This window comes from Streptomyces sp. LUP47B, assembly GCF_001746295.1.
In the GTDB taxonomy this organism is placed as follows: domain Bacteria; phylum Actinomycetota; class Actinomycetes; order Streptomycetales; family Streptomycetaceae; genus Streptomyces.
This window is the reverse complement of record NZ_MJAH01000007.1, coordinates 323,507-344,565: the sequence shown is the minus strand read 5'-3', so window position 1 is coordinate 344,565 and position 21,059 is coordinate 323,507. Positions and strand designations below refer to the sequence as shown.

21 protein-coding genes and 1 pseudogene are annotated in these 21,059 nt (G+C 69.7%); 10 read left to right on the top strand and 12 right to left on the bottom strand.

The genetic code is table 11. The annotated features are described in order from the left end of the window. Positions 1 to 41 precede the first annotated feature (41 nt). Positions 42 to 413, bottom strand: a complete 372-nt coding sequence (locus BFN33_RS23930) for a DUF2750 domain-containing protein (RefSeq protein ID WP_069762281.1) — start codon at positions 411 to 413, stop codon at positions 42 to 44. Between the two features lie 302 nt (positions 414 to 715). After that, positions 716 to 1,252, bottom strand: a complete 537-nt coding sequence (locus tag BFN33_RS23925; protein ID WP_069762161.1) for a TetR/AcrR family transcriptional regulator — start codon at positions 1,250 to 1,252, stop codon at positions 716 to 718. Positions 1,253 to 1,327: 75 nt separating this feature from the next. Between BFN33_RS23925 and BFN33_RS23920 the strand changes: the two genes are divergently transcribed. The 8 genes from BFN33_RS23920 (at position 1,328) to BFN33_RS23890 (ending at position 8,293) form a co-directional block, all read left to right on the top strand. Then, on the top strand, positions 1,328 to 2,377 hold the full coding sequence (locus BFN33_RS23920) for an aldo/keto reductase (protein ID WP_069762160.1): 1,050 nt from the start codon (positions 1,328 to 1,330) through the stop codon (positions 2,375 to 2,377). Then, positions 2,374 to 3,093, top strand: a complete 720-nt coding sequence (locus BFN33_RS50145) for a DUF998 domain-containing protein (protein WP_079140985.1) — start codon at positions 2,374 to 2,376, stop codon at positions 3,091 to 3,093. Before BFN33_RS23920 ends, BFN33_RS50145 begins: the two co-directional genes overlap by 4 nt. An 11-nt stretch (positions 3,094 to 3,104) precedes the next feature. Then, positions 3,105 to 4,127, top strand: coding sequence for an aldehyde reductase (locus BFN33_RS23910; RefSeq protein WP_069762159.1), 1,023 nt, complete (start codon positions 3,105 to 3,107; stop codon positions 4,125 to 4,127). Between the two features lie 466 nt (positions 4,128 to 4,593). Next, positions 4,594 to 5,382, top strand: coding sequence for a metalloregulator ArsR/SmtB family transcription factor (locus BFN33_RS23905; protein ID WP_069762158.1), 789 nt, complete (start codon positions 4,594 to 4,596; stop codon positions 5,380 to 5,382). 58 nt (positions 5,383 to 5,440) lie between these two features. Further along, positions 5,441 to 5,956 (top strand): hypothetical protein, encoded by a 516-nt coding sequence (locus BFN33_RS23900; RefSeq protein WP_256122850.1) that lies wholly within the window; start codon positions 5,441 to 5,443, stop codon positions 5,954 to 5,956. Between the two features lie 400 nt (positions 5,957 to 6,356). Further along, the gene (locus BFN33_RS54525) at positions 6,357 to 6,635 is read left to right on the top strand and encodes a hypothetical protein (RefSeq protein ID WP_079140984.1); all 279 of its coding nucleotides are present in this window, start codon (positions 6,357 to 6,359) and stop codon (positions 6,633 to 6,635) included. A 9-nt stretch (positions 6,636 to 6,644) separates the two neighbouring features. Further along, positions 6,645 to 7,214, top strand: a complete 570-nt coding sequence (locus BFN33_RS23895) for a TetR/AcrR family transcriptional regulator (protein ID WP_069762156.1) — start codon at positions 6,645 to 6,647, stop codon at positions 7,212 to 7,214. A gap of 407 nt (positions 7,215 to 7,621) precedes the next feature. Further along, positions 7,622 to 8,293: a bifunctional 2-polyprenyl-6-hydroxyphenol methylase/3-demethylubiquinol 3-O-methyltransferase UbiG gene (locus BFN33_RS23890; protein WP_069762155.1), complete on the top strand. Its 672-nt coding sequence runs from the start codon at positions 7,622 to 7,624 to the stop codon at positions 8,291 to 8,293. A gap of 125 nt (positions 8,294 to 8,418) precedes the next feature. On the opposite strand, the gene BFN33_RS23885 is transcribed toward BFN33_RS23890, so the two are convergent. The 3 genes from BFN33_RS23885 to BFN33_RS23875 form a co-directional block, all read right to left on the bottom strand. Continuing rightward, positions 8,419 to 9,237: an SAM-dependent methyltransferase gene (locus BFN33_RS23885; RefSeq protein WP_069762279.1), complete on the bottom strand. Its 819-nt coding sequence runs from the start codon at positions 9,235 to 9,237 to the stop codon at positions 8,419 to 8,421. 182 nt (positions 9,238 to 9,419) lie between these two features. After that, on the bottom strand, positions 9,420 to 11,066 hold the full coding sequence (locus BFN33_RS23880; protein ID WP_069762154.1) for a peptidoglycan-binding protein: 1,647 nt from the start codon (positions 11,064 to 11,066) through the stop codon (positions 9,420 to 9,422). A gap of 142 nt (positions 11,067 to 11,208) precedes the next feature. Then, the gene (locus BFN33_RS23875; protein WP_069762153.1) at positions 11,209 to 11,655 is read right to left on the bottom strand and encodes a peptidoglycan-binding protein; all 447 of its coding nucleotides are present in this window, start codon (positions 11,653 to 11,655) and stop codon (positions 11,209 to 11,211) included. Positions 11,656 to 11,938: 283 nt separating this feature from the next. Here BFN33_RS23875 and BFN33_RS23870 point away from each other — a divergent pair, with 283 nt between their 5' ends. Beyond that, positions 11,939 to 12,769, top strand: coding sequence for a peptidoglycan-binding protein (locus tag BFN33_RS23870; RefSeq protein WP_069762152.1), 831 nt, complete (start codon positions 11,939 to 11,941; stop codon positions 12,767 to 12,769). Continuing rightward, entirely contained in the window at positions 12,766 to 13,776 is a 1,011-nt protein-coding gene (locus tag BFN33_RS23865; protein ID WP_079140983.1) for an XRE family transcriptional regulator, read from the top strand. Before BFN33_RS23870 ends, BFN33_RS23865 begins: the two co-directional genes overlap by 4 nt. Positions 13,777 to 13,809: 33 nt before the next feature. Here the strand turns inward: BFN33_RS23865 and BFN33_RS23860 are convergent, their stop codons facing one another. The 7 genes and pseudogenes from BFN33_RS23860 to BFN33_RS23835 all read right to left on the bottom strand — a co-directional run bounded on the left by BFN33_RS23860 (position 13,810) and on the right by BFN33_RS23835 (position 20,784). Further along, positions 13,810 to 16,158, bottom strand: a complete 2,349-nt coding sequence (locus BFN33_RS23860) for an alpha-L-fucosidase (protein ID WP_069762151.1) — start codon at positions 16,156 to 16,158, stop codon at positions 13,810 to 13,812. A gap of 116 nt (positions 16,159 to 16,274) precedes the next feature. Further along, positions 16,275 to 17,348 carry an LLM class flavin-dependent oxidoreductase gene (locus BFN33_RS23855; RefSeq protein ID WP_069762150.1) on the bottom strand — a complete coding sequence of 358 codons (1,074 nt, stop codon included), beginning with the start codon at positions 17,346 to 17,348 and terminating at the stop codon, positions 16,275 to 16,277. 48 nt (positions 17,349 to 17,396) lie between these two features. Beyond that, a complete protein-coding gene (locus BFN33_RS23850; RefSeq protein WP_069762149.1) occupies positions 17,397 to 18,221 on the bottom strand; it encodes a DUF1684 domain-containing protein in 825 nt (274 codons plus the stop codon). Further along, positions 18,218 to 18,701 (bottom strand): annotated as a pseudogene (locus BFN33_RS23845) (ATP-binding cassette domain-containing protein); the annotation flags it as partial. The gene BFN33_RS23850 and the pseudogene BFN33_RS23845, both read right to left, overlap by 4 nt. A 395-nt stretch (positions 18,702 to 19,096) precedes the next feature. After that, positions 19,097 to 19,225 carry a hypothetical protein gene (locus BFN33_RS50130; RefSeq protein WP_370743311.1) on the bottom strand — a complete coding sequence of 43 codons (129 nt, stop codon included), beginning with the start codon at positions 19,223 to 19,225 and terminating at the stop codon, positions 19,097 to 19,099. A gap of 85 nt (positions 19,226 to 19,310) precedes the next feature. After that, positions 19,311 to 19,691, bottom strand: coding sequence for a MerR family transcriptional regulator (locus BFN33_RS23840; protein ID WP_069762147.1), 381 nt, complete (start codon positions 19,689 to 19,691; stop codon positions 19,311 to 19,313). Between the two features lie 58 nt (positions 19,692 to 19,749). Beyond that, complete coding sequence (locus tag BFN33_RS23835) at positions 19,750 to 20,784, bottom strand: NADP-dependent oxidoreductase (protein ID WP_069762146.1); 1,035 nt, start codon at positions 20,782 to 20,784, stop codon at positions 19,750 to 19,752. Positions 20,785 to 21,059: the final 275 nt, after the last annotated feature.

Genomic DNA, 21,059 nt, shown 5'->3' with positions numbered 1-21,059 from the left:
GACACAGCGCCCATGAGCTGGGCAACCGTGGCACCGTTGAGTCAGTCCTGTCCCGCTGTCTCCCCCGAACTGGTCAGCCCTGCCAGTCGGTTGAGGACTTCCATCGGAGTGAAGCACCAGCCGACGAGGCGCGGCCCGCTCCAGTTGATGCCGACCATGAGTCCCTCCCGGGCGACATCAGGCAGTTCGCGTGCGCGCCAGTCGTCGAGGGGCATGGATTCGACCCATAGTCCATTCCCCCAGATCTTCGCCGCCCTCTGGGCGCGGGCCGAGGTCGACCAGAAGGGAAGACTCCGCGTGCCGTCCGCGGAGAGGGAAGTCGGGCATCCGTCGTCGTCCCGGACAAGCCAGACCACTCTGCTCTGGTGCACGTCTCGGAAGAATGCTGCCGCTTGCGAACCACTCTGACTCATGACCACCGTGCCTTCACCGACATCCGCCTCCATGACACCGCGAGGGCCCGCCCCACCTCAAGCTGAGGCACTGCTTTCGATTCCCGGAGGGGCGGCGTACTGAGGGAAGTTGCTCGGGATCTGTAACTGGCGGAGGCCCCTGCGGAGCCGGTAGGCGTTGTCGTCCACGGGCACGTGTGGCGCGCCCGCTGGAGCACCTCCGCGGCGAACACCGGGCCCAGAACGCGCCGTACCGGACGGCGACTCCCCCTCCCGTCAGTCGCTGCCCGTGGCTGGCCACCAGCACGAAGGGCGCACGGCGCCTACCGGGATGTGCGGAGTCCGTCCAGGATGAGCGCGAGCATGCGGGGAGCCCGGTCTACGGGGCTGGAAGCGGCGCGCCAGAGAGCGCCGGTGAGTTGGAGGAAGTCGCCGGGATCGGCGTCCACGCGGATGCTTCCGTCCTTCTTCCCGGCGTCGAGGATCTCGGTGATCGCGGCGACGACCGGACCGTAGCTCTGTTCGCTGATCGCCTGGTGCGCGCCCGGGCTGAGGGCGTCGCCGAGGCCGTGCTTTCTGCGCATGGCATCGACCAGATCGGTCGTCCAGTGGCGGAGCGCTTCCAGTGGCGGCATCCCCTCCAGCAGGTCGGGCACGGTACCGATGATGCGGGCGACCTCGTCCTGGTAGACGGCCAGGACCAGCGCCTCGCGTGTCGGGAAGTTGCGGTAAAGGGTGCCGGCGCCGACTCCGGCCCGCTGGGCGATCTGGTTCATCGACGTGTTGCCGTCGGCTGTGAGCGCTTCGCGGGCGGCAGCGAGGATGCGCGCCCTGTTCTCAAGAGCGTCTGAACGGACCACGGGACCTCACCTTGCTAAGTGGAGACCTCTCCACTACGTTATGCGGAGAGCTCTCCACATACTTTAAGGAGCGTCATGCAATACATCAAGCTCGGCATGACCGGCCTCGACGTGTCCCCGATCGCGATCGGCGCGATGACTTACGGCGAGCCCGACCGCGGCCACCCCGTCTGGTCGAAGGGCGAGGAGGACGCACGCCCGCTCATCAAGCACGCGCTGGAGACGGGCATCAACTTCTTCGACACCGCCAACATGTACTCCAACGGTTCCAGCGAGGAAATCCTTGGCCGCGCACTCAAGGACTACGCCGACCGCGACGCCGTGGTGATCGCCACCAAGCTGCGCCATCCGATGCGGCTGGGACCCAACGGCCGCGGCCTGTCGCGCAAGGCGATCATGACCGAGGTCGACCATTCGCTGCGCCGCTTGGGTACGGACTACATCGACCTCTACCAGATCCACCGCAACGACCACGCGACCCCGTGGGAAGAGACACTCGAGGCGCTCAGCGACCTCGTGAAGGCCGGCAAAGTCCGCTATCTCGGCGCCTCCTCCATGCACGCATGGGAGTTCGCCAAGGCGCTGAACCTCCAGAAGCAGCACGGCTGGGCGCGGTTCGTGTCCATGCAGAACCACTACAACCTGCTCGCCCGCGAGGAGGAGCGGGAGATGATCCCGCTGTGCCTGGACGAGGGCGTCGGCACGATCATCTGGTCGCCGCTGGCCCGCGGCCGCCTCGCCCGGGGCTGGGACGACGCCCGCTCGACGGCGCGTTCCGAGACGGACGGGGCCTACGCCGACCTGCTCTACTCGCCCGCACAGGAGGCGTCCAACCACGCGATCATCGACGCGGTCGGCCAGGTCGCCGACGCCCACGACGTCAGCCGTGCGCAGATCGCGCTCGCCTGGCTGCGCCGCCAGCCGGTCGTGACCGCACCCCTGGTCGGCGCGGGCTCGATCCAGCAGATCGACGAGGCCGTGGCCTCCCTCGACATCGAGCTCACCGACGACGACGTACGCGCCCTGGAAACCCCGTACACCCCCCGCTACGACTGGCAGGGCATCTCCGACGAGGCCGAGCTGGAGGCCATCCGCAAGCGTGTCCCCGGCATGGCCCTGGCGTGAGCCCCATCGTCCGCTCCGGCGCGGCCGCCCGCGCCGGAGCGCTCCTCATCCTCCTCGGCCCGCTCGTGTCCTGGCTCGCCGAATTCATCACCGCCGCCGCCTGGCAGGACCCGCCCTACTCACCCCTCTACAACTGGGTCAGTCACCTGGGCCTGACCGGTCCGCCACAGACCGCGTTCGGGCAGGCAGCGAACTCACCCCTCGGTGCCGTCATGGACATCGGCTGGGTGCTCTACGGCACCCTCCTGATCGTCGGCGCGTTCCTCCTGTTCGACCCGCGCAAGGGCGTCCGCCCGGTCGTCATCCTGATCCTCGCCGTGCTCGCCGGCGCCGGGGTCTCGCTCGTCGGCATCTTCCAGGGCTCCAATGCCAACGTCGGCAACGGCCTGATCGCGTTCCACACCTTCGGTGCGCAGGGCGTCATGCTCGCCGGCAACGTCATGGCGATAGTCGTCGGAACCGGCGGAGCAGGTATCGGTCTCGGCAGGGGCCGGTCGATCGCGAGCATCGCACTCGGCACCGCGGGCCTCATCGCGTTCCCCCTCTTCATGGCCGACGTGTTCACCGCCTGGATGTGGAACGTCGGCATGTTCGAGCGAGCCGTCATCTACCCGATCATGATCGGCCACGCCCTCCTCGGAAGCAGCGTGGCCGCCGCCCAGCGGCGGCATACGACGGGCCGACTGCCCCCTCTTGACGCACGACTCGCGAGCTGAGGAGACACGAAATGGCACAGGTACTGGTCACCGGAGGGACAGGATTCATCGGGAGCTGGTGCGTCCTGACTCTGCTCGATGCCGGGCACACTGTCCGCACCACCGTCCGCGACCCGCGGCGCGAGCCGGCACTGCGCTCCTGGCTTCAGGCGGCCGCACCGTTCGACGACGACCGTCTCACGGTCGTACGCGCCGACCTCGAACACCCCGACGGCTGGGACGACGCCGTCGCCCGCTGCGACTTCGTCCTTCACGTCGCCTCGCCGACCCTGCGCCATACGCCGGCGAACGACGACGAGCTGGTGGTCCCCGCACGGGAAGGCGTCTTGCGGGTGCTGCGTGCCTCCCGCGACGCCGGCGTGCGCCGGGTCGTTCTGACGAGCGCCTTCGGTGCCATCGGGATCGGACACCCCCGGCGCTCGACGCCGTTCACCGAGGAGGACTGGACCGACGTCGACAGCGACATCCCGCCCTACCAACGGTCCAAGACGCTCGCCGAACGCGCCGCCTGGCGGTTCGTCGAAGAAGAAGGTGACGGACTGGAACTGACGGCGGTCCATCCCGTGGGGGTCCTCGGACCGCTGCTCGGCCCCGACGACCCGCCATCCCTGCGTCTGGTCCGCAGAATGCTCGAGGGACGGGTTCCTGCATGTCCTCCCTTCGGTATGGGCTTCGTCGACGTGCGCGACGTCGCGGATCTGCACCTGCGCGCGATGACCGATCCGGCAGCCGCCGGCGAGCGCTTCCTCGCGGTCGCCGGGCACAGCCTGCGCGTCGTCGAGATCGCGCGCATTCTGCGCGACCGCCTCGGTGAGCGCGCCGCCAAGGCCCCGGCCCGCGAACTGCCCGTATGGCTCGCACGTGCCCTGGGCGCAGTGAACCCGGAACTACGACTGCTCAGGCATCAGCTCGGCCGGGATCTCGACGCCACAAGCGCCAAGGCCGAGCGTCTCCTCGGGTGGCGGGCACGTCCCATCGAGGACACCATCGCGGATACCGCCGAGAGTCTCCTCGCGCACGGCGTCGGGGAATGACCTCCTCGTAACCGGCCGATGCAGCAACGACCCGTCCGGTCCCGGGTCGCGATCCGTCCCGACTCCTGGGCGACTGGCCGATGCCGACCGGTCATGTCGCTGGCGAGGTCACCGTTCACGGTGCAGGGCCGAGTACTGACACCCTCCCGCACGGTCGAAGTGGTGCTGTTGGCGGCGTACTTGGTGTTCGCGGTCACCCCGTTCAGCGGGATCGCGGTCTGGGATGATCATCGTGCGCCGCTGCTCCGGCGACATGGCGGGGCGCGGCGGCGGGTGGTCTGTTTCTCGTTGGGTGCTGTCATGACCAGGAGACGACGGAGTGAGTCCTCACTCCGTCAATGAGTGAGGACTCACCCCGCGCACCTTCCCCCTGATCGACTGGCGCCCTGCCCCCCGACCGTTCGCCCTTGACAATAGGCAGGTGAATACCTGCATAATGATGAATGTGAGCCTAGAAGCAGCAGCGATGGACTCGGTGTTCAAGGCGCTGGCCGATCCCACCCGGCGGCTCCTGCTCGACCGGCTGCGCGAGCAGAACGGGCAGACTCTGCGCGAACTGTGCGAGCGCCTCGGCATGGCACGCCAGTCGGCGACACAGCACCTGGACATCCTCGTGCGGGCCAACCTCGTCACCGTGGTACGGCGTGGCCGGGAGCGGGTGCACTATCTCAACCCGGCCCCGATCCACGAGCTCGAGGAGCGCTGGATCTCCGGCTTCGACAAGCCCCGCCTGCAAGCGATCAGCGCCATCAAGCACCAGGCAGAGGAGTACGCCATGACCAACGCAACCACACCGGTGCCGGACTACGTATACGTCACCTACATCCGCGCCAGTGCGGAGCAGGTGTGGCAAGCCCTGACGGACGCCGACCTGACGGCGCGCTACTGGGGCCACGCCAACGTCTCCGACTGGCAGCCGGGCTCGGCCTGGGAACACCGGCGAGTCGACGGGTCAGGCAAGATTGACGTGGTGGGCCGTGTCCTGAAGGCAGAGCCCCCGACCCGGCTGGTCATCACCTTTGACGACGCCCCCGATGCCGAATCGCCGGGAAAGCCGTCCGTCGTCACGTTTCTCGTCGAACCGCATCAGGACATCGTCCGCCTCACCGTGACCCACGAGAACCTCCCCAATCAGGAGATGCTGGGCGGCATCTCGGCCGGCTGGCCGGCCGTGCTCGCCAACCTCAAGTCGATGCTGGAGACCGGCGAGGTCCTGCCGCAGGCGCCCTGGGAGATGACCCGCGCCCACACCTGAGCCGCGACTTTCCGCCTCCGGTTCATTCGGCATACGCTCGCACAGAGAGGTGCAAGACATGCTGGACACCGCCCCACTCCAGGACGCCTACCGCACACTGCTGGACGCAGCCGCCACGGTGGCCAACGCCGACGACCCCAACCCCGCCCCGCCGGAAGGCGAGTGGAACGCCGACCAGATCCTCGCGCACGTCTCTCTCATCAGCGCCGCCACCATCGCCTCCGTCGCAGGGGTCGCAGCGGGGGGCAACACGACGTACGACAACCGGATCGCCCTCGACGCCTGGACCATCGAGCGAACCATCGCGCACGCCGGCGGCAACGCCGGGCTGCGGGACCGCATCAACGACCAGGCGACCGCCCTGTGTGCACTCGCCGGAGGTGCGGCGCTCAGCGACGCCGAGCTCAGTACCGTAGCGCCGGCACTGCTCCTGTCCAACGACACCCTCCTGGTCGATCAGCCCATGTCGCTGCGCGACATCGTCACCGGACTGGCGGAGGCAGAACTGCCCGGCCACACGAATCAGCTCCTCGCCCTGCTTCCCGACCGGGCCGGTGCGGAGGCCCCGCGGTGACCAGGTCACAGCGACCCTGACCTCGGCTCGTCAGTGAGGTGTTCGGGGAACCGGCCGATAGTGATGGGCTTATGCCCGCGCAGGTCCTCTCCCGCACCTTCGCAGGCCGGTCGGGCACCACGGCCTGAGTGCGGCGGCGTTCTCCACTGCACTCCAGGCCCAGGCTCTCGGGCTCTTGGAGGTCTGGCCCGCATCGACGCATTCACCCGGTCCTTGGGCACGATCACGAGCCTGGCCGCCGTGTGCGAGGTGGTCGTCACCCACTGCTTCGCCGGCCAGCGCGCCGCTTCGTCACCGACCAGATGCCCGCATCCTTGCCGAGTCCGTGTCTCGCGACCTTCGACACCGACACGCGCTTCTGGTGGCGGAACGCCGCCGGCGCCGAGGGCACCGCCCTTCCATGCCCGCTTCCTGGCGGAGTCCGAGCTACGACGCACAGGGCGACGCCGGCCTGACCCAGGTCTGGGTGACGATGGCCGTCGGCCTCGCACTGGCCGCCCTCTTCGGCTTCGGTATGACCGGCTGGTACGACCGCAAGGGGCTGCACCGCATCCCGGCCGAGACTGAGCCCGAGAAGACCGCGGCCCGGCCTGGCGAAATCCATACGGCTCACCCGGGACGGCGCCGCGTCTGCCCTCCTGGAAACCGATCGGTTTTATTTTCGTCCGATTCGAGTTAACCTCACAGCATGACCACCAAAGTGAAGCCGAGTCCCAGAGAGCGGCTGCTGGAGGCGGCGGCCACGCTCACCTACCGAAACGGTGTCGGCATCGGTGTCGAGGCGCTGTGCAAGGCGGCGGGGGTGTCCAAGCGCTCCATGTACCAGCTGTTCGAGAGCAAGGACGAACTGCTGGCCGCGAGCCTGGAGGAACGCGCCGCTGACTTCGTGGCCGCGCTCCTGCCGCCCGCGGACGACGGCCGCTCGCCCCGCGAGCGGATCCTGCACGTCTTCGAGCGGGTGGAGTCGCAAGCGGGTCTCCCAGAGTTCCGGGGCTGCCGATACCTGGCTGTGCAGATCGAACTCAAGAATCAGGGTCACCCCGCGAGCAAGGTGGCCCACCGGATCAAGGCGGACCTGACAGGCTTTTTCCGTTCCGAGGCCGAACAGGGTGGCGCGAGCGATCCCGTCCTGCTGTCCCGCCAGCTCATCCTGGTCTTCGACGGCGCCAGTGCCCGCGCGGGAATCCAGGCCGACAACCTGACCGGGCTCATCGCACCCACGGTGACCACGCTGCTCGACACGGCAGGCGTGCGCTGACGCGCCCCGTCCTCTGGCAGCCCCGGTCACCGAAGCGCTCTTGCGGGTCGTGCCCGTCTCCGGCGGTCGGCGCAGCACCCGCGGAGTTACGTCCCTGCTTGCCGGGCCGCTGGGAAGAGCCCGATGGCGCTCTCATCCAACGGGCCCGGATCGTCTCGCCCGTCCGGTCATCGCCCTCTGCAGGAGCGTTTTGGGCGCGCCGAGTTCAGCCCCGCGATCGCCTCGACCGAAGCTCCGGACTGACACCGTAGGTGCGCCTCGAAATTCGGCCGTTTTGCCGGTCCGGCAACTTCGTGTGCGAATCGGCGCGGCGCCGAGCACCATCGACAGCGCGCCCGCACGCCAGTCAGGGATGGCTGATCAGCGGGGCGGCGAGGCAAAGCATCACGAGCAATGGGAGGCATCCGGTGTCAGGTCACCATGAGCACGGCCGAAGCGGCGAGCACGACGAGAAGGCAGCGGCCGAAATGTTCGAGCCGGCGGCTTGGGACGAGCGGTACGCGGGGCAGGAGCGGTTCTGGAGCGGCGATCCCAATCCGCAACTCGTCGCTACCGCCGGTGACCTCACCCCTGGCACGGCACTGGACGTCGGATGCGGAGAGGGCGGTGACGTCGTCTGGCTGGCCGGTCAGGGCTGGCGTGTGACCGGCGCCGACTTCTCGGCAGAGGGCCTGGCCCGCGCCGCCGGCCACGCCGAGCAGGCCGGTGTGGCCGACCGCGTCGACTGGTGGCGGGTGGACGCAAGGACCTTCGATGCCGGTGACCGCTCGTACGACCTGGTCACCACCCACTACCTGCACGCCCCCGACGGCGGCATGGTCGACGTGACCCGCCGGCTCGCCGCAGCCGTCGCCCCGGGCGGGTCGCTCCTGGTGGTCGGGCATGCGCCGTCCCACGAGTTCACGCAGCTCTCCGAGAGCCACCGCAAGGCGATGTTCCTGGCCGCGGAACTCCTCCCCGGTCTGCCGGACGACTTCGAGCCCGTCGTCGTGGAGCAACGCACCCGTACGCTCAAGCGGGACGGTGGACCGGTCGAGGCCGAGGACTCGGTCCTGTTGGCCCGCCGCGCGGACGCCTGAACGTCCGCTGAGGTCTTGCGGCGCGGTCAGTGACCTGGTGACGCCGGTGGTGTGCGCCACGCGCGAGGCTCCCGCGCTGCCAGGAGAGGTGTTCTGAGCCGGCACCTCAACGTCGACCGGGACGTTCAGGGTTTGCGGGCCAGGGCGGCGGCGATGAGGTGTTCCCAGACCGTGAGTTGCCGTTCCCCGCTGTTGTTCCAGGGGGTGTCGGTCTGGTCGGGGCGCCACAGGGGTGCGGGGACGATACCGGGGTCGAGGATCTCCAGGCCGTCGAGGAGGGAGGCGATCTCCGCGTCGGTACGCCACCGGCCGCGACCGAACGTCTGCTGGAGGACCTTCTCGGCCTCCCGCGTCTCCGGGTTGTTGCCGGAGCGGAAGTGGCTGATGAAGAAGTAGCTCCCGGAGGGCACTTGGTCGCGCCAGTAGCGGACGATGGCGGCCGGGTCCTCGTCGTCGTTCACGTGGTGGAGGATCGCACTGAAGATGACGCCGACGGGACGAGTGAAGTCGATCATGTCGACGGTGTCGGGGTGGGAGCGGATGCCTTCGGGGTCGCGCACGTCGACCGCGACGACCCGGGTGCGCTCGTCCTTCTCCAGCAGCGCCCGGCCGTGGACGAGGACCTGGGGGTCGATGTCGACGTAGACGACGCGGGCGTCGGGTGCGTGGCGCTGCGCGACCTGATGGACGTTGTCGGCGGTCGGCAGGCCGCTGCCGAGATCGATGAACTGCCGGATGCCGGTGGTTTTCACGATCTCCCCGACCGCGCGGGTCAGGGCCGAGCGGTTGGCGAAGGCAATGGCCACCGAGCCGGGCAGGTCGCGTTTGAACACATCGCCGATCTCCCGGTCCACGGCGTAGTTGTCCTTGCCGCCCAGCAGGTAGTCGTACACGCGGGCGATGCTGGGCTTGGACGGGTCGATGGAGGAGCCTTCGTACGTCATGCCGGCCATTTTCCCCGCAACGCCGCCCGGTGACCATCGTTTTGGGATGGCTGGCCCTTGTGCGGGCTGCCAGGTATGCCGATCCCGGCCGCAGACTGTCGTACGACTTCTCTGCGCACCCGCTGAAGCAGTCGCCGGTGCCGGAGTCCTGGGAAGGCCACCGAGGACTCCGGCAGTTCGGCTCAGCGGACCCGGATGAAGACCACGTCGTAACCGCTGTTCGTGGAACGGGACTTGACGTAGACGCCGTCGCTGCCGCCGTTGGGATTGCTCGTGTTGCCCTCGACGGTGGTGAAGGACGACCCTGAGAGCGCTGTGCGCACGATGCCTATGTGCTCGTGACCACCGGTGAAGTCGCTTCCGCCGTCCCAGTCGAAGGCCACGATGTCGCCCGGCTGCGGGTTGGTGGTCACCGACAGGTGGTAGTTGCCGGCCCGGGCCTGCTTGACCCAGCCCGAGACGTAGGTGTTGCGGTAGGAGCTGGCTCCGGTCTGCTTGGCCACCCAGCTCACGAAGGTCGCGCACCAGGCGTAGTTGCTCGTGGACAGCGAAAGCCCCACGGACGAGCCGTAGCTGTTCGCGCGGGCGCTGCCCTCGACCGTGCCCACCTCTGCCGCCGCCACGTCGAGGATCTTGGCGTACCCGCCGCCGGGCGGGGGCGACGACGGCGGGGTGACCGCACCGTACAGGGCGGCCTTCGTGTTCGGGCCCACATCGCCGTCGACCGAGAGGCCCTTCTCGGCCTGGAAGTCCCTGACGGCACTGTCGGTGAGCGGACCGAAGTCGCCGTCGACGGCGAGATCGGCCCCGTGGTGGTTGAGCAGGCTCTGCAACTCGGTGACACAGCCGCTGCGTTGGCCCTGCACAACCTCGTTCGGGCAGGAGGCGGAGTTCAGGTTGATCGGCGCGGGCGCGCCGTTGCCGCCTCCACCGCCGATGTTCGAGTACAGGGCGGCCTTGGTGTTCGGGCCGACCTGGCCGTCCGTGGTGAGGCCGCTCGCGGACTGGAACGCCTTCACGGCCGCCAGGGTTTGCGGGCCGAAGCTGCCGTCGACGGCGAGGCTCTGCCCCTTGCCGTTCAGCAGGGACTGGAGCGTGGCGACGCAACCGCCGCTCTGTCCCTCCACGATGTTCGCCGGGCAGGACGCCGACCTCAGGTCCACGCCCGTCGAGGGTGACTCGTCGGTGTCGTACAGCTCTCGCTTGGTGTTCGTGCCGACCTGGCCGTCGACCGTGAGTCCGTGGGCGGACTGGAAGCTGCGGACGGCACTCGCGGTCCCAGCGCCGAAGTCGCCGTCCACGTCGACGGTGTAGCCGTGGTGGATGAGCAGCCGCTGGAGTTCGGTGACGCATCCGCCCTTGGCGCCCTGCACGATGTTCGCGGGGCACGAGGAGGAGTTGAGGTTGACGGGGGCGGGCGCCGAGCCGCCGGTCGCGTACAGCTTGCTCTTGGTCGCGGGGCCCACCCGGCCGTCCACGGCGATGGCGGTGGCGGCCTGGTACTCACGGACCGCGTAGAGCGTGGCCGACCCGAACTGACCGTCCACCACCAGACCGGCGCCGTGCGCGTTGAGCAGGGTCTGCAACTCGGTGACACAGCCGCTGGCCTGGCCCTGCACGATCTCGTTGGGGCAGGACGCGGAGGTCAGCCTGATGGGGGCGGGCGCCGCCGACGCCGGGCCGGCACCGAGCACGATGCCGGCCGAGACCATCGCCGCGGTGGCGGCGAACGTCCCGACGCGGATCCGCCAGCCCGACCGGGTGCGGTGCGCGACCCGGTGGGGTGGGTTTTTGTCTTCTGCGCGAACGACGACTGCGGGTCTTCCCATGGCGGCGAGGTTCTCCTTCTCTGGACGAGCGTGGGTGGGGACGGGGGAGCGGGGAACACACATCCGCGGCCCGTCCTTGCGGGGCAAGGACGGGCCGCGGCCGGTCACTCGACGGTCGGCCCGGTCGGGCGGGTCGTACCGGTCAGGCGGCGAATCGCTTGAACGCCGCCCGAGTGCCCGAACCGGCGATGCCGTCGATGGCGCCCGTGTAGCCGTAGGAGTCCTTCAGTAGACGCTGCAGCGCCTTGATGGTGTTGGGGCCCGGGTCCCCGTCGATGTCGCCCGTGTAGCCCCAGTACGTGGCCAGGCAGCGCTGGAAGGCCTTCCAGCTGTTGGTGCCCAGCTGACCGTCGATGCCGCCCGTGTAACCCCAGTTGGCCGCGAGGAAGTTCTGGACGTTCTTGGCCTCGGCCGAGGTCAGGCCGAAGTTCTGCGTCGCGGCCACGGCGGCGGGCTGGGCGACGGCCGTCGTCTGCGCGGTGCTCGTGGTCGCCGCGAAGCTGGTGCCCGCGGTCGCCACACTGCCGGCGGCGAGGCCGACAACGGCGATGACGCCTGCGATGGTCCTGCCCAGAGCGTTCGGTCGCATGGGTTCCTCTTTCGTTTGTGGGGTTCGCACCTGTCACGCCGATCAGGCCGAGCGGGCCAGGTGGCGGGACCAAGGTGCCTGGCATCCGGGCGCGACGGCCATGGCGGCGGCCCAGGTGGCGGTCTTACGGGACGACCACCTTGCTGACCTGGGACGACGGCATCCGCTGGGACGGCGATGTGGGACACCTGTGACAGATGTGGCGTGCTCATGCAGAATGCGCAGAAGCGGAGGGGGCCGCTGCTCACGCACACGACCACGCTGACGACCGCTTTGGGGAAACATGCCGCGCTCCAGAACGCTGCCCGGGGAACTCGACCCCAGCGCACGGCAGTTGGTGACCCGCTTACGTCGGCTGAAGGACCACAGCGAGCTGACGATGCGACAGCTCGCGGTCAAGACCGGCTACAGCGCCAAGTCGTGGGAGCGTTACCTGGGCGGCACGTCGCTGCCACCGCGCGAGGCCGTGGAGGCACTGGCCCGGATCACCGGCACCGACCCCGTCCCCCTGCTCGCGCTGCACGAGATCGCCGCCGACTCCCGGAACAGCCGCCGCGCCAAGCCCGCCGCACAGCAGCAGAGCGAGCAGCGCGAGCGGGAACAGGAGCAACCGGCCGACCCGGCGACCCCGCATCCCCGGCCACCCGCCGCAGCGACCGCACACACGCCACCCCGTGCCACCGGACCGGCCCCCGGTCGCTTCCCGCACATCGCTCTCACAGCGGGCATCGCCGCCCTCGCCGTAGCCCTTACGGCGGCGCTGCTGCTCATGCTCCGCCTCGACGACGAAGCCGGTCGGGCAGCCGTCACCACTTCGCCCCGCACCACCGCGGCCTCCCCGCCGCCCTCCTACACCTGCCGCATCACACGGGTCGACGGCCGCTGGTCGGCGGGCATCAACAAGGGCCGCAACACCGAGATCGTCTACGGCGCCACCGGTGCCGACGTCGCCGAGGCACAGTGTCTGCTGCGCCGGGCAGGCATCTCACCCGGAGGAATCGACGGCATGTTCGGCCCGCTGACGCTGCGGGCGGTCAAGGCGTTCCAGGACCGCGCGGGCCTCACCGTCGACGGCATGCTGGGGCCGCGCTCGTGGAAGGCGTTGCGCGGATGACAGCCGGCGCACCCTCCCCGCCGTGCGCGCGACTGGCCGCCGTACTCCAGAAGTTGCGGCAGCGCACCGGACTGAGCCTCGCGCAGCTCGCGAACGAGACCACGTACAGCAAGTCGTCCTGGGAGCGTTACCTCAACGGCAAGAGCCTGCCACCGCGCAGCGCGGTCAAGGAGCTGTGCCGTCTCGCCGACGAACCCGCCGACCATTCGCTCGCGCTCCTGGACATCGCCCGCACGCATCGGACGACGGAGGACACCGGGACGAGACGGGGGACACCGGTTCGACAGAACACGGCCGCCACCGAGATGGACACACCGACCCCGGGCTTCGCCACTGTCCCACCCGACACCGCCGCCGACACCACCACCGACACCGGCGAGCCGGCTCCGAGCGGCGCCGACGACACGCGCACCAGCTCAACCGGCCGCTGGCGCGTGAACATCGTCACCGCGCTCGTGTCGACTTGTGCCGTCGTCCTCGGGGCGCTCGTACTCACCCACCTTCCCCCCACGCACCAAGAGGAGGCGCCGGCGTCCCCCACGCCCTCCGCGGCCACCGGGGCGCTCTGCCGGCACACGGCCTGTCAGAACAAGGACCCGATCGCGACGCGCTGCGCTGCCGAGCCGCTGACCCTGGCCGAACACGAGACCGCCACCGGTGCCTTCATCCAGATCCGCTACAGCCAGGAATGCGGGACGAGTTGGGCCCGGATGTGGGGCGCCGTCGTGAAGGACCGCGTCGAGATGCGGGTGGGAGGCCGGCACGGCTCCCTCCGCAGCGCCCAGGTCACCACCCGCAAGGAGGCGGACACCTACGTCCACACCCTCATGAGCGTGGTCGGCCCCGGAACGCCGGTGCAGGCCTGCTTCAGTCCTGCGGCCGGCGGCGCAAAAGAATGCTTCGGAGGCGTCCGGAAGACGTTGAGCGGACCGCGAGCGGTCACGTCCTCCTACGGCTTGGTGGCAGTGCGGCAAGCCCCCACCAGACCGGCGTGGAACACCACGTGACCTGAGTGAGGGCTGCCGCTTCGGCGTCGTCGGTCAGGCGTTCCACGTCACCTTGAAGACCCAGACATGCTGTCCCGCCTTGCGGGCCGCCGCGGGGACGTCGATCACCAGCGCCCCCTTGCTGAGGGTCCACTTCAGTGGCCGGTCGTGGCCCAGCATCGTCACCGTGTCACCGCTGCGGATCGGGACCGGTGCCTCGACGGTGAGGCGTGAGCCGGGCTGGGCCAGGGAGTGGATGTAGAAGGCTCGGTTCGGGCGGACGGTGAAGCGGATGTCGTCGCCGAGTTCCGCCATCTTCGACCAGTACGTGGTGTCGTAGACGGCCTCGCCGTTCGTCTTCAGCCACTGACCCGTCTCACGCAGTCGCGTCTGCATGATCTCCGGGATGGTGCCGTCGGCGCGTGGGCCGATGTCGAGCAGGAAGTTGCCGTTCTTGGAGACGATGTCGACCAGGCTGTGCACGACCTGTTCCGTCGTCATGTAGGAGCCGTCGGGGGTGGCCTGGTTGTAGCCGTAGCTGAACGGGTCCAGGCCGCGGCTGGACTCCCATTTGGCGATCACGGTGTTGTCGTACGTCGTGTACTCGGGCGTCGTGAAGTCGTGGAAGGAGATGCCCGAACGGTTGTTGACGGTGACGTCGATGGGACGGGACCGGTTCTTGGCGTGGTTGAAGTACTCGGCGAGCACGTGCACGCTGTCGTTGGCACCGCCGATGTCGCACCAGATGAGCTCCGGGTCGTAACCGTGGATCAGCTCCAGCATCTGCGGAGCCTGGTAGTCCTTCACGAAGTCCTTGCCCGCGGTGTACCCGGTGTAGGGCACGGGGTCGAGGGTGTACGGGTTGCGCGGGGCGTGGCCCATCCAGGGGTTGTCCGGGTTGAACCACTCGGGCATCGAGAAGTAGAGGCCGCGGTGGAGCTCGGGCGTGTAGCGCCGGGACGCCTCGAACAGCTCCTTGATCAGGTCCCGCTTCGGGCCCATCTTCACGGCGTTGCGGTCGGAGACCTTGGTGTCCCAGAGGGCGAATCCCTCGTGGTGCTTGGAGGTCAGCACGTGGTACTGGGCGCCGGCGTCCCGGAACAACTCGACCCAGGACCGCGGGTCGAACTTCTCCGCCGTGAAGCGCGGGATGAAGTCGTCGTAGGCGAAGTTCTCGCCGTAGGTGTCCCGGTGGTGGGCGTACGTGGGGTTGTTCGGGTCCTGCATCTGGTCCCAGTACCACTCGGCGTACTGCGTGCCGACCGGCGCCCAGGCGGGCACCGAGTAGACGCCCCAGTGGATGAAGATGCCGAACTTGGCGCGGTGGAACCAGTACGGCGCCTGGTGACCGGAGAGGGAGGTCTCGGTCGGCTGGTAGTCGGCGACGCCGAGGGACAGCCGGCTGCGCTGGGTGGCGGCCGTGGCGCCGCGGCCGGTGACCGTCACCACGCCGTCCTGGGAGGTGCCGGGTGCCGTCCCCGTGCGGTTGCGGATGCCGATGCGGACGCGAGCCTGCTCGCCGGGGTCGAGGCGGCGGATGGCGGCGGGCTCCACGGTCCGGGCGCCCGGCACCGTGACCTGCACCGCCACGTCGTCGCCGGCCAGGACGGCGGCGGTACCCGCGTTGACGACCGTGGCCTCGACGCTCTGGGCGCCGGTGGACGTCAGGAGCGAGTTCGTGGAGTGGGCGTCGCGCAGGATCAGTGCGCGTCCCTGGGCTACCGGCTGGAGGGAGAGCGCGAACACGTGCAGCGAGGTCTGGTTGGCCTCGGGTGCGTGGGTGGTCGGCAAGGTGACGGCGATCGCCTCGCGCTGCGGATCGACCCATACCTCCGATGTGCCGATGCCGACGCTGTGTTCGTCCTTCGCGCCGTCCGGACCGTAGCGGTACGGCGCCGACAGGGAACCGCCCGCCGCGTACCAGTCCGCTCCGGTGAGACCGGCCGTCGTGGTCGAACCGTCCGCGTAGTGCACCGTCGCCTTGCCCGAGGCGTTGCCGTAACTCCCCGAGGTGAGGAAGTAGGCCGCCATGTAGCGGCCCTTGGGCAGGTCGATGCGCTGACCGAGCGCGACGACGTTGTTCTTGGCGCCTGGCGCCGAGGACGGGAAGACGAACGGAACGCCGTCCACCTCCACCTGGCCGGCCGGGAGTTCCTCGCCGGGGAACGTGTAGCCGGAGCCGTCGAAGTCGCCGCCTCGCGCGGAGGCCGTGTCGATGGCGTCGTTGTCGTAGAGGCTGTCGAGGGGGACGGGAACCGGCGCGGGCACGGGTGCCCATGTCGGGCTCTGCTGTGCGACCGCCTGAGCAGCCTGGGCGTCGGTCGTGGAGGCGAAGGAAAGAGCGGCTGAGGCAGCGACACCCGCCGTGACGCCGAGGACATGACGTCTTGGATACGTACTCATGGCGGCTCCCAGTCATCGGATGTCTTGATGATTGAGGAGGCATGGGGGAGTGTCAATGGTGAGTGCGAGGGAGAAAGTTGAAGTAGAGGTCGGATGGATAGGTGCTTCTGGAAGAGTCAGACGGTGGGAGACCCGAGGCGGCGGAGTTCATTGATCGACGCTGCCTGGTTCAGCGCGGTGTCGGGCCGCCAGCCCAGCTCTGGTGCGATCAGGTGCCGTACGTCGTGAAGGATCTGCTCGTAGTCGCCCCGGTGGAACTCGTACGGCAGCTCAAGGCGCAGCTCCGACACGGCGGCGACCACGGGATCCGCGGCCAGTTGCTCCAGTATCTGTTCCGCGGTCCCGACCACGTCCGGGGCGAACAGGGTCCGCCTCGGGCCCTGTGGGGCCAGGGTGCGCGCGTGCCGACTGGCCGCGTAGTCCCGGTAGCGGGCGCGGGTGGTTGCGTCCGCGCTGTCGAACGGCACGATCACCCGGCCGAGCGCCACCCGTGTCGGGCGGTCCTCGGCGAGAGTGCGTCGGTACTGGGAGAGCAGGGTGAGTTGGGCCGTGGTGAAGTCGTCGGTGCTCTCACCGGTGACGATGTTGCCGCTGAGCAGGTTCAGCCCGTGCTCTGCTGCCCACCGGATCGAGCGCCGGCTGCCGCCGCCGTACCAGACCCGGTCCACCAGGCCGGGGTTGTGCGGTTGCAGGCGTGGTCGCTGGGTGTTGCCCGGTGACTGGATCACCGTGTCCGGGCCGCCGAGGTAGCCGCCGCGCAGGTTCTCGACGACCCGGGCGATCCTGCCGTAGGACAGGTCGAAGCCGCGCCAGTCCCCGTCGTACACCAGGTCGCCGAGGAGTTCGGCGTGCGGCATTCCGGTGCTGAATCCGACCTGCAACCGGCCACGGGACAGCACGTCGGCCAGCGCCAGGTCCTCGGCGAGCCGGAACGGGCTCTCGTACCCGATCGGGATGACCGCGGTCCCCAGCTCGATCCGCTCGGTGCGCTGGCCGGCCGCGGCGAGGAAGACCGCGGCCGAGCCGACACCGTGTTCAAGATGGCGTTGCCGGATCCAGGCTCCGTCGAAGCCCAGGCGTTCGCCGTACTCGAACAGCTGGAGTGTCTCCTCCAGACCGGGGTACGGGTCGTCGTCGGCGAAGTTGCCCGGGGTGAGAAAGGCCAGCGAGCTGATCGTGGGGGTACTCATGCGGGGTGCGTCCCTCTTGGTAGTGATGGTCCCGGTGACGCCGGCTGGTCAGGACCCGCCGCGCTCGCGGGGGATCTTCTCCCCGGCCTCGATCGCCACGGGCAGCCTGTTCTCGGCCGGCGGCAGCGGGCAGGTGGCCAGATCGGTGTAGGCGCACGGCAGGTTCGCCGCCCGGTTGAAGTCCAGGAGGACGGTGCCGTCGGTGGCGGGCGGGTCGAGGGCGAGGGCCCGGTTGGCCGCGTAGGTGGTGACGCCGGAGGTCGCGTCGGTGAACAGCACCAGCAGACTGCCCGGAGCGTGTCCGGGGAACGCGGTCAGGGCCAACTCCCGGCCGTCCAGCTCGAAGTCGATCCGGCCCGGCGCGTCGTACACGTGCTCAAGGCCCTCGACCGCGGCGCCCACCGTCGTGGGCCGCGGCTCGTCGAAGGCCGTGTACCGGCCGGCCACGGACCAGCGTGGGTGCGGGGCGTAGGCGGGCGTGCCGGTGAAGGCGGTGCGCAGGGACGCGTCCGGGTGCCGGGGACGGAGGATGTCGTGTCCGCCGCGCTTGGCCACCTCGATCACCGCGTCGCCCCAGACCGCGTTGACTCCGCCGCGTTCCGGCAGCACCCCGAAGCGGTGCTCGCCGCGCACGGGGGTGCCGTCGACGACCAGTTCCTCGCTGTCGTCGAGGACCACGACGACCCCGCCGGCGCCGGTCGACCAGGCGCCCGGAGCGTCGGGGAAACGCTGCGGTTCGTCGACGAGCCAGTGCAGGCCGGTGATCGCGAGGAACCCGTGCGGGTCGGCGAGGCGTGCCTCCTGCCTGGTGTGCCACTCCTGCCAGTCGCGGGTGAAGGCGGAAAGGTCTGCGGTGGTGTCCTGAACGGTCATGCGTGCTCCTTCGTTTCCAGGGGTTCGGTGGCGGTCCTGGGGTAACGGTCGCCGGGGATCGCCGCGAGCGGTTCGCGGATGTGGGAGTGGCGGGGGCGGGTGAACAGGTCGTCGGCGGTGCCCGTCTCGACGATGCGGCCGGCCCCCATGAGGGCGACCTGGTGGGCGATCCGGCGCACGACGGCCAGGTCGTGCGAGATGAACAGGTACGCCACCCCGGTGTCGGCCTGCAGTTCGGCGGGCAGGTCGAGGACCTTCGCCTGCACGGAGACGTCGAGTGCGGACACCGGCTCGCCGCAGACCACCAGGTCGGGGGGAGAGCGCCAGGGCGCGGCCGATCGCGGCGCGCTGTCGCCGGCCGCCGGACAGCTCCGCCGGGCGGCGCTCCGGCGTCGATACCGGCAGCGCCACCCGATCGAGCAGTTCCCGGGCCCGGGCGAGCCGGGAGGCGCGGTCGCCGACCCTGAAGGCACGCCGAGGACGGAGGTGCCGAAGTCGAGGGTGGCCAGGACGATCACCCGGGCCGACACGAGGAACAGCCCATTGTGCCCGCGCGCGTCACCGAGGATGCCGCCCGGCACCAGCATCAGGCCGAAGGGCAGCGAGTATCCGGCGACGATCCACTGCACATCGGTGGAACCCGCGTCCAGCGACTGACGCAGCGTCGGCACAGCGAGGTTGAGGACCGACTGGTCGAGCAGAGTCGTGCCCCCTGCCGCCATGCACACCACCAGCACCCTAAGGGCGGCGCGATCTTCTCCCGGGAGCATGCGGACATGGTCACACCGGTGGCCGGCCCTCGTCCCCTGTCCCGGCGCCCTGTTCGCAGAACGGAAACACCCCGTTCGTACGTGACGAGGACGGGGTGGTGCGTCTCAGGTGCGGGTGTCGTACGCGTCCCGGGCCTTGTCGATGTCGTCGATGTGGGTCAGAGCCCGGTCGAGGAGCGTCCGGCCGAGTGGGGTGAGTTCGTAGTCGACGCGGGGCGGCACGACGGGATGCACGGTGCGTGCAGTACGGCAACCGGCTCGCCCGGCGTGCTCGCCGCCGGTGGGTGCGCGTTCCAGTCCAAGACCCTCGCTTGCGACGTCAACACCGGGGATTCTGTCGGTATGTGCGCAGTGCCAGACGGGCGCGCAGCCGGGTCAGGCGGTCGATCTCGGCGTCGAGGGCCGCGAGTCTGCGGTCGACCACCCCGGAGCCGGGGATGTCGGAGTCGGGGCGTCCGCACCGCTGTTGTGGATTCTCGACCAGGAGGCCGATCCGGTCGGCGACGCCGCGGAGATCCTCGACGGTGAGTCCGAGCGCCAGCAGTTCACGGATGAGGCGGACTCTGGCCACCTCGCCCGGTCCGTACTCACGCTGCCCGGTGGCGGTGCGCCGCGGTGGTGGCAGCAGGCCTCGTTCCTCGTAGAACCGCAGTGCCCGCGGGGTGGTCCCCGCCGCTGCCGCCGCATCTCCGATCCGCATGTCCGACCTCACGCCTCAGCCGCAGCCTCCGTCGCCGCGAGCCGAGCGTGACGACGCTTCATCCTGTCGGCAACTCCACGACCACGGTCCCGAAGTGCCGCCCCTCGAACAGTTCCTCCAACGCCCGAGGCGCGCGATCCATGCCCGGGATCCGTACATGCGGGAAGGTGATCTCGCCGGACCGCAGCCATTCTCCGAAGCGCTTGGTCCATTCCACCGTCACCTCCGGATGGTCCGCGCCGCTGTAGCCGTGCAGCGAGATGCTTTGGTTGACGAGCCGGAAGGTGTCGATCTCCGCGGGTGCGCTGCCACCGTCCCGGTGGGGCGACAACTGTCCTGCCAGCGCGCCGACCAGCGCGAAACGGGCACCCCGGCGCGCGGCGCGAACCGCCGCCGCCAGCTGCTCACCGCCGACCGTGTCCAGCAGTACGTCGATGCCGTCCGGCGCCGCTGCGGCCAGTTGCCGGTCGATCGGCGTGGATCCCGGCACCACGACCGCGTCGTAGCCCAGTTCGGCCCCCAGCCGCTCGGCCTTGCCCGGCGAACGAGTGCTCCCGATGACCCTCGTGGCCCCCAGCAGACGCGCGACGGGACCCGCCAGCGTTCCCACGGCTCCCGCAGCGCCCGTGACGAACACGGTGTCGCCGGGGCGGACTTCAGCGAGCCGGGTCAGTGCTCCGTAAGCCGCCGACCCGGACGACAGGTGGGCCACCGGGTCGGGCAGGGCATCGGCCAGTGGAGTGCAGTCGGCCGCCGGCAGCAGCGCATGCTCGCGCCAACCGAGCATGTGCATGACGGTGTCCCCGAGGCGCAGCGGACCGCCGGGCCCGGCCGCGACGACCTCACCGACAGCGGGACCGAACAGCGCGTCACCGGCGTGGATGCGGGGCAGCGGTACGCCGTCGGCCTGGCCGCCGATCAGAGTTCGCAGCCCGGGGAACACAAGGAAGTACCGGTTGCGGACCACGACTTGTCCCGGACCGGGGACCGGGACCGGCTTCCGCGCGACCGTGAGGTGCTCGGGCCCGGGCAGCCCGTCGGGGATGTCGGCCAGCAGAATCTCGCGGGTCGTGGAGGGCAGGACAGCGGCCATGTCGGGGCTCCTGGACGGGTCGGAGGGTGAGCGCGGGCACCGCAGCCGAACCGGTCCGGCTGCGGTGCGCAGACGCTAGCCCCTGACGTGCGCGTCAAAGGCAAGGCAGTTGCGGCCACCCGTCGCGGGCCACAGGAGCAGGCGGACCGGCGAGGTGTGTCTCCTGCTGCCCGGCTCACCTCCACCGCCCCGAGGGCAGGTCTCCGCAGTTGGTCGTCCGGCGCAGTGCGGCGGTCAGAAGGACTACGGCTGGATCGATGCCAGCCCGAACATCG

What these genes read in the sequence shown, in the direction of transcription:
- BFN33_RS23930 (WP_069762281.1), bottom strand. Translation starts at nt 413, where the DNA reads ATGAGTCAGAGTGGTTCGCAAGCGGCAGCATTCTTCCGAGACGTGCAC.
- BFN33_RS23920 (WP_069762160.1), top strand. Translation starts at nt 1,328, where the DNA reads ATGCAATACATCAAGCTCGGCATGACCGGCCTCGACGTGTCCCCGATC.
- BFN33_RS23910 (WP_069762159.1), top strand. Translation starts at nt 3,105, where the DNA reads ATGGCACAGGTACTGGTCACCGGAGGGACAGGATTCATCGGGAGCTGG.
- BFN33_RS23905 (WP_069762158.1), top strand. Translation starts at nt 4,594, where the DNA reads ATGGACTCGGTGTTCAAGGCGCTGGCCGATCCCACCCGGCGGCTCCTG.
- BFN33_RS23900 (WP_256122850.1), top strand. Translation starts at nt 5,441, where the DNA reads ATGCTGGACACCGCCCCACTCCAGGACGCCTACCGCACACTGCTGGAC.
- BFN33_RS54525 (WP_079140984.1), top strand. Translation starts at nt 6,357, where the DNA reads ATGCCCGCTTCCTGGCGGAGTCCGAGCTACGACGCACAGGGCGACGCC.
- BFN33_RS23895 (WP_069762156.1), top strand. Translation starts at nt 6,645, where the DNA reads ATGACCACCAAAGTGAAGCCGAGTCCCAGAGAGCGGCTGCTGGAGGCG.
- BFN33_RS23885 (WP_069762279.1), bottom strand. Translation starts at nt 9,237, where the DNA reads ATGACGTACGAAGGCTCCTCCATCGACCCGTCCAAGCCCAGCATCGCC.
- BFN33_RS23880 (WP_069762154.1), bottom strand. Translation starts at nt 11,066, where the DNA reads ATGGGAAGACCCGCAGTCGTCGTTCGCGCAGAAGACAAAAACCCACCC.
- BFN33_RS23875 (WP_069762153.1), bottom strand. Translation starts at nt 11,655, where the DNA reads ATGCGACCGAACGCTCTGGGCAGGACCATCGCAGGCGTCATCGCCGTT.
- BFN33_RS23870 (WP_069762152.1), top strand. Translation starts at nt 11,939, where the DNA reads ATGCCGCGCTCCAGAACGCTGCCCGGGGAACTCGACCCCAGCGCACGG.
- BFN33_RS23865 (WP_079140983.1), top strand. Translation starts at nt 12,766, where the DNA reads ATGACAGCCGGCGCACCCTCCCCGCCGTGCGCGCGACTGGCCGCCGTA.
- BFN33_RS23860 (WP_069762151.1), bottom strand. Translation starts at nt 16,158, where the DNA reads ATGAGTACGTATCCAAGACGTCATGTCCTCGGCGTCACGGCGGGTGTC.
- BFN33_RS23855 (WP_069762150.1), bottom strand. Translation starts at nt 17,348, where the DNA reads ATGAGTACCCCCACGATCAGCTCGCTGGCCTTTCTCACCCCGGGCAAC.
- BFN33_RS23850 (WP_069762149.1), bottom strand. Translation starts at nt 18,221, where the DNA reads ATGACCGTTCAGGACACCACCGCAGACCTTTCCGCCTTCACCCGCGAC.
- BFN33_RS23840 (WP_069762147.1), bottom strand. Translation starts at nt 19,691, where the DNA reads ATGCGGATCGGAGATGCGGCGGCAGCGGCGGGGACCACCCCGCGGGCA.
- BFN33_RS23835 (WP_069762146.1), bottom strand. Translation starts at nt 20,784, where the DNA reads ATGGCCGCTGTCCTGCCCTCCACGACCCGCGAGATTCTGCTGGCCGAC.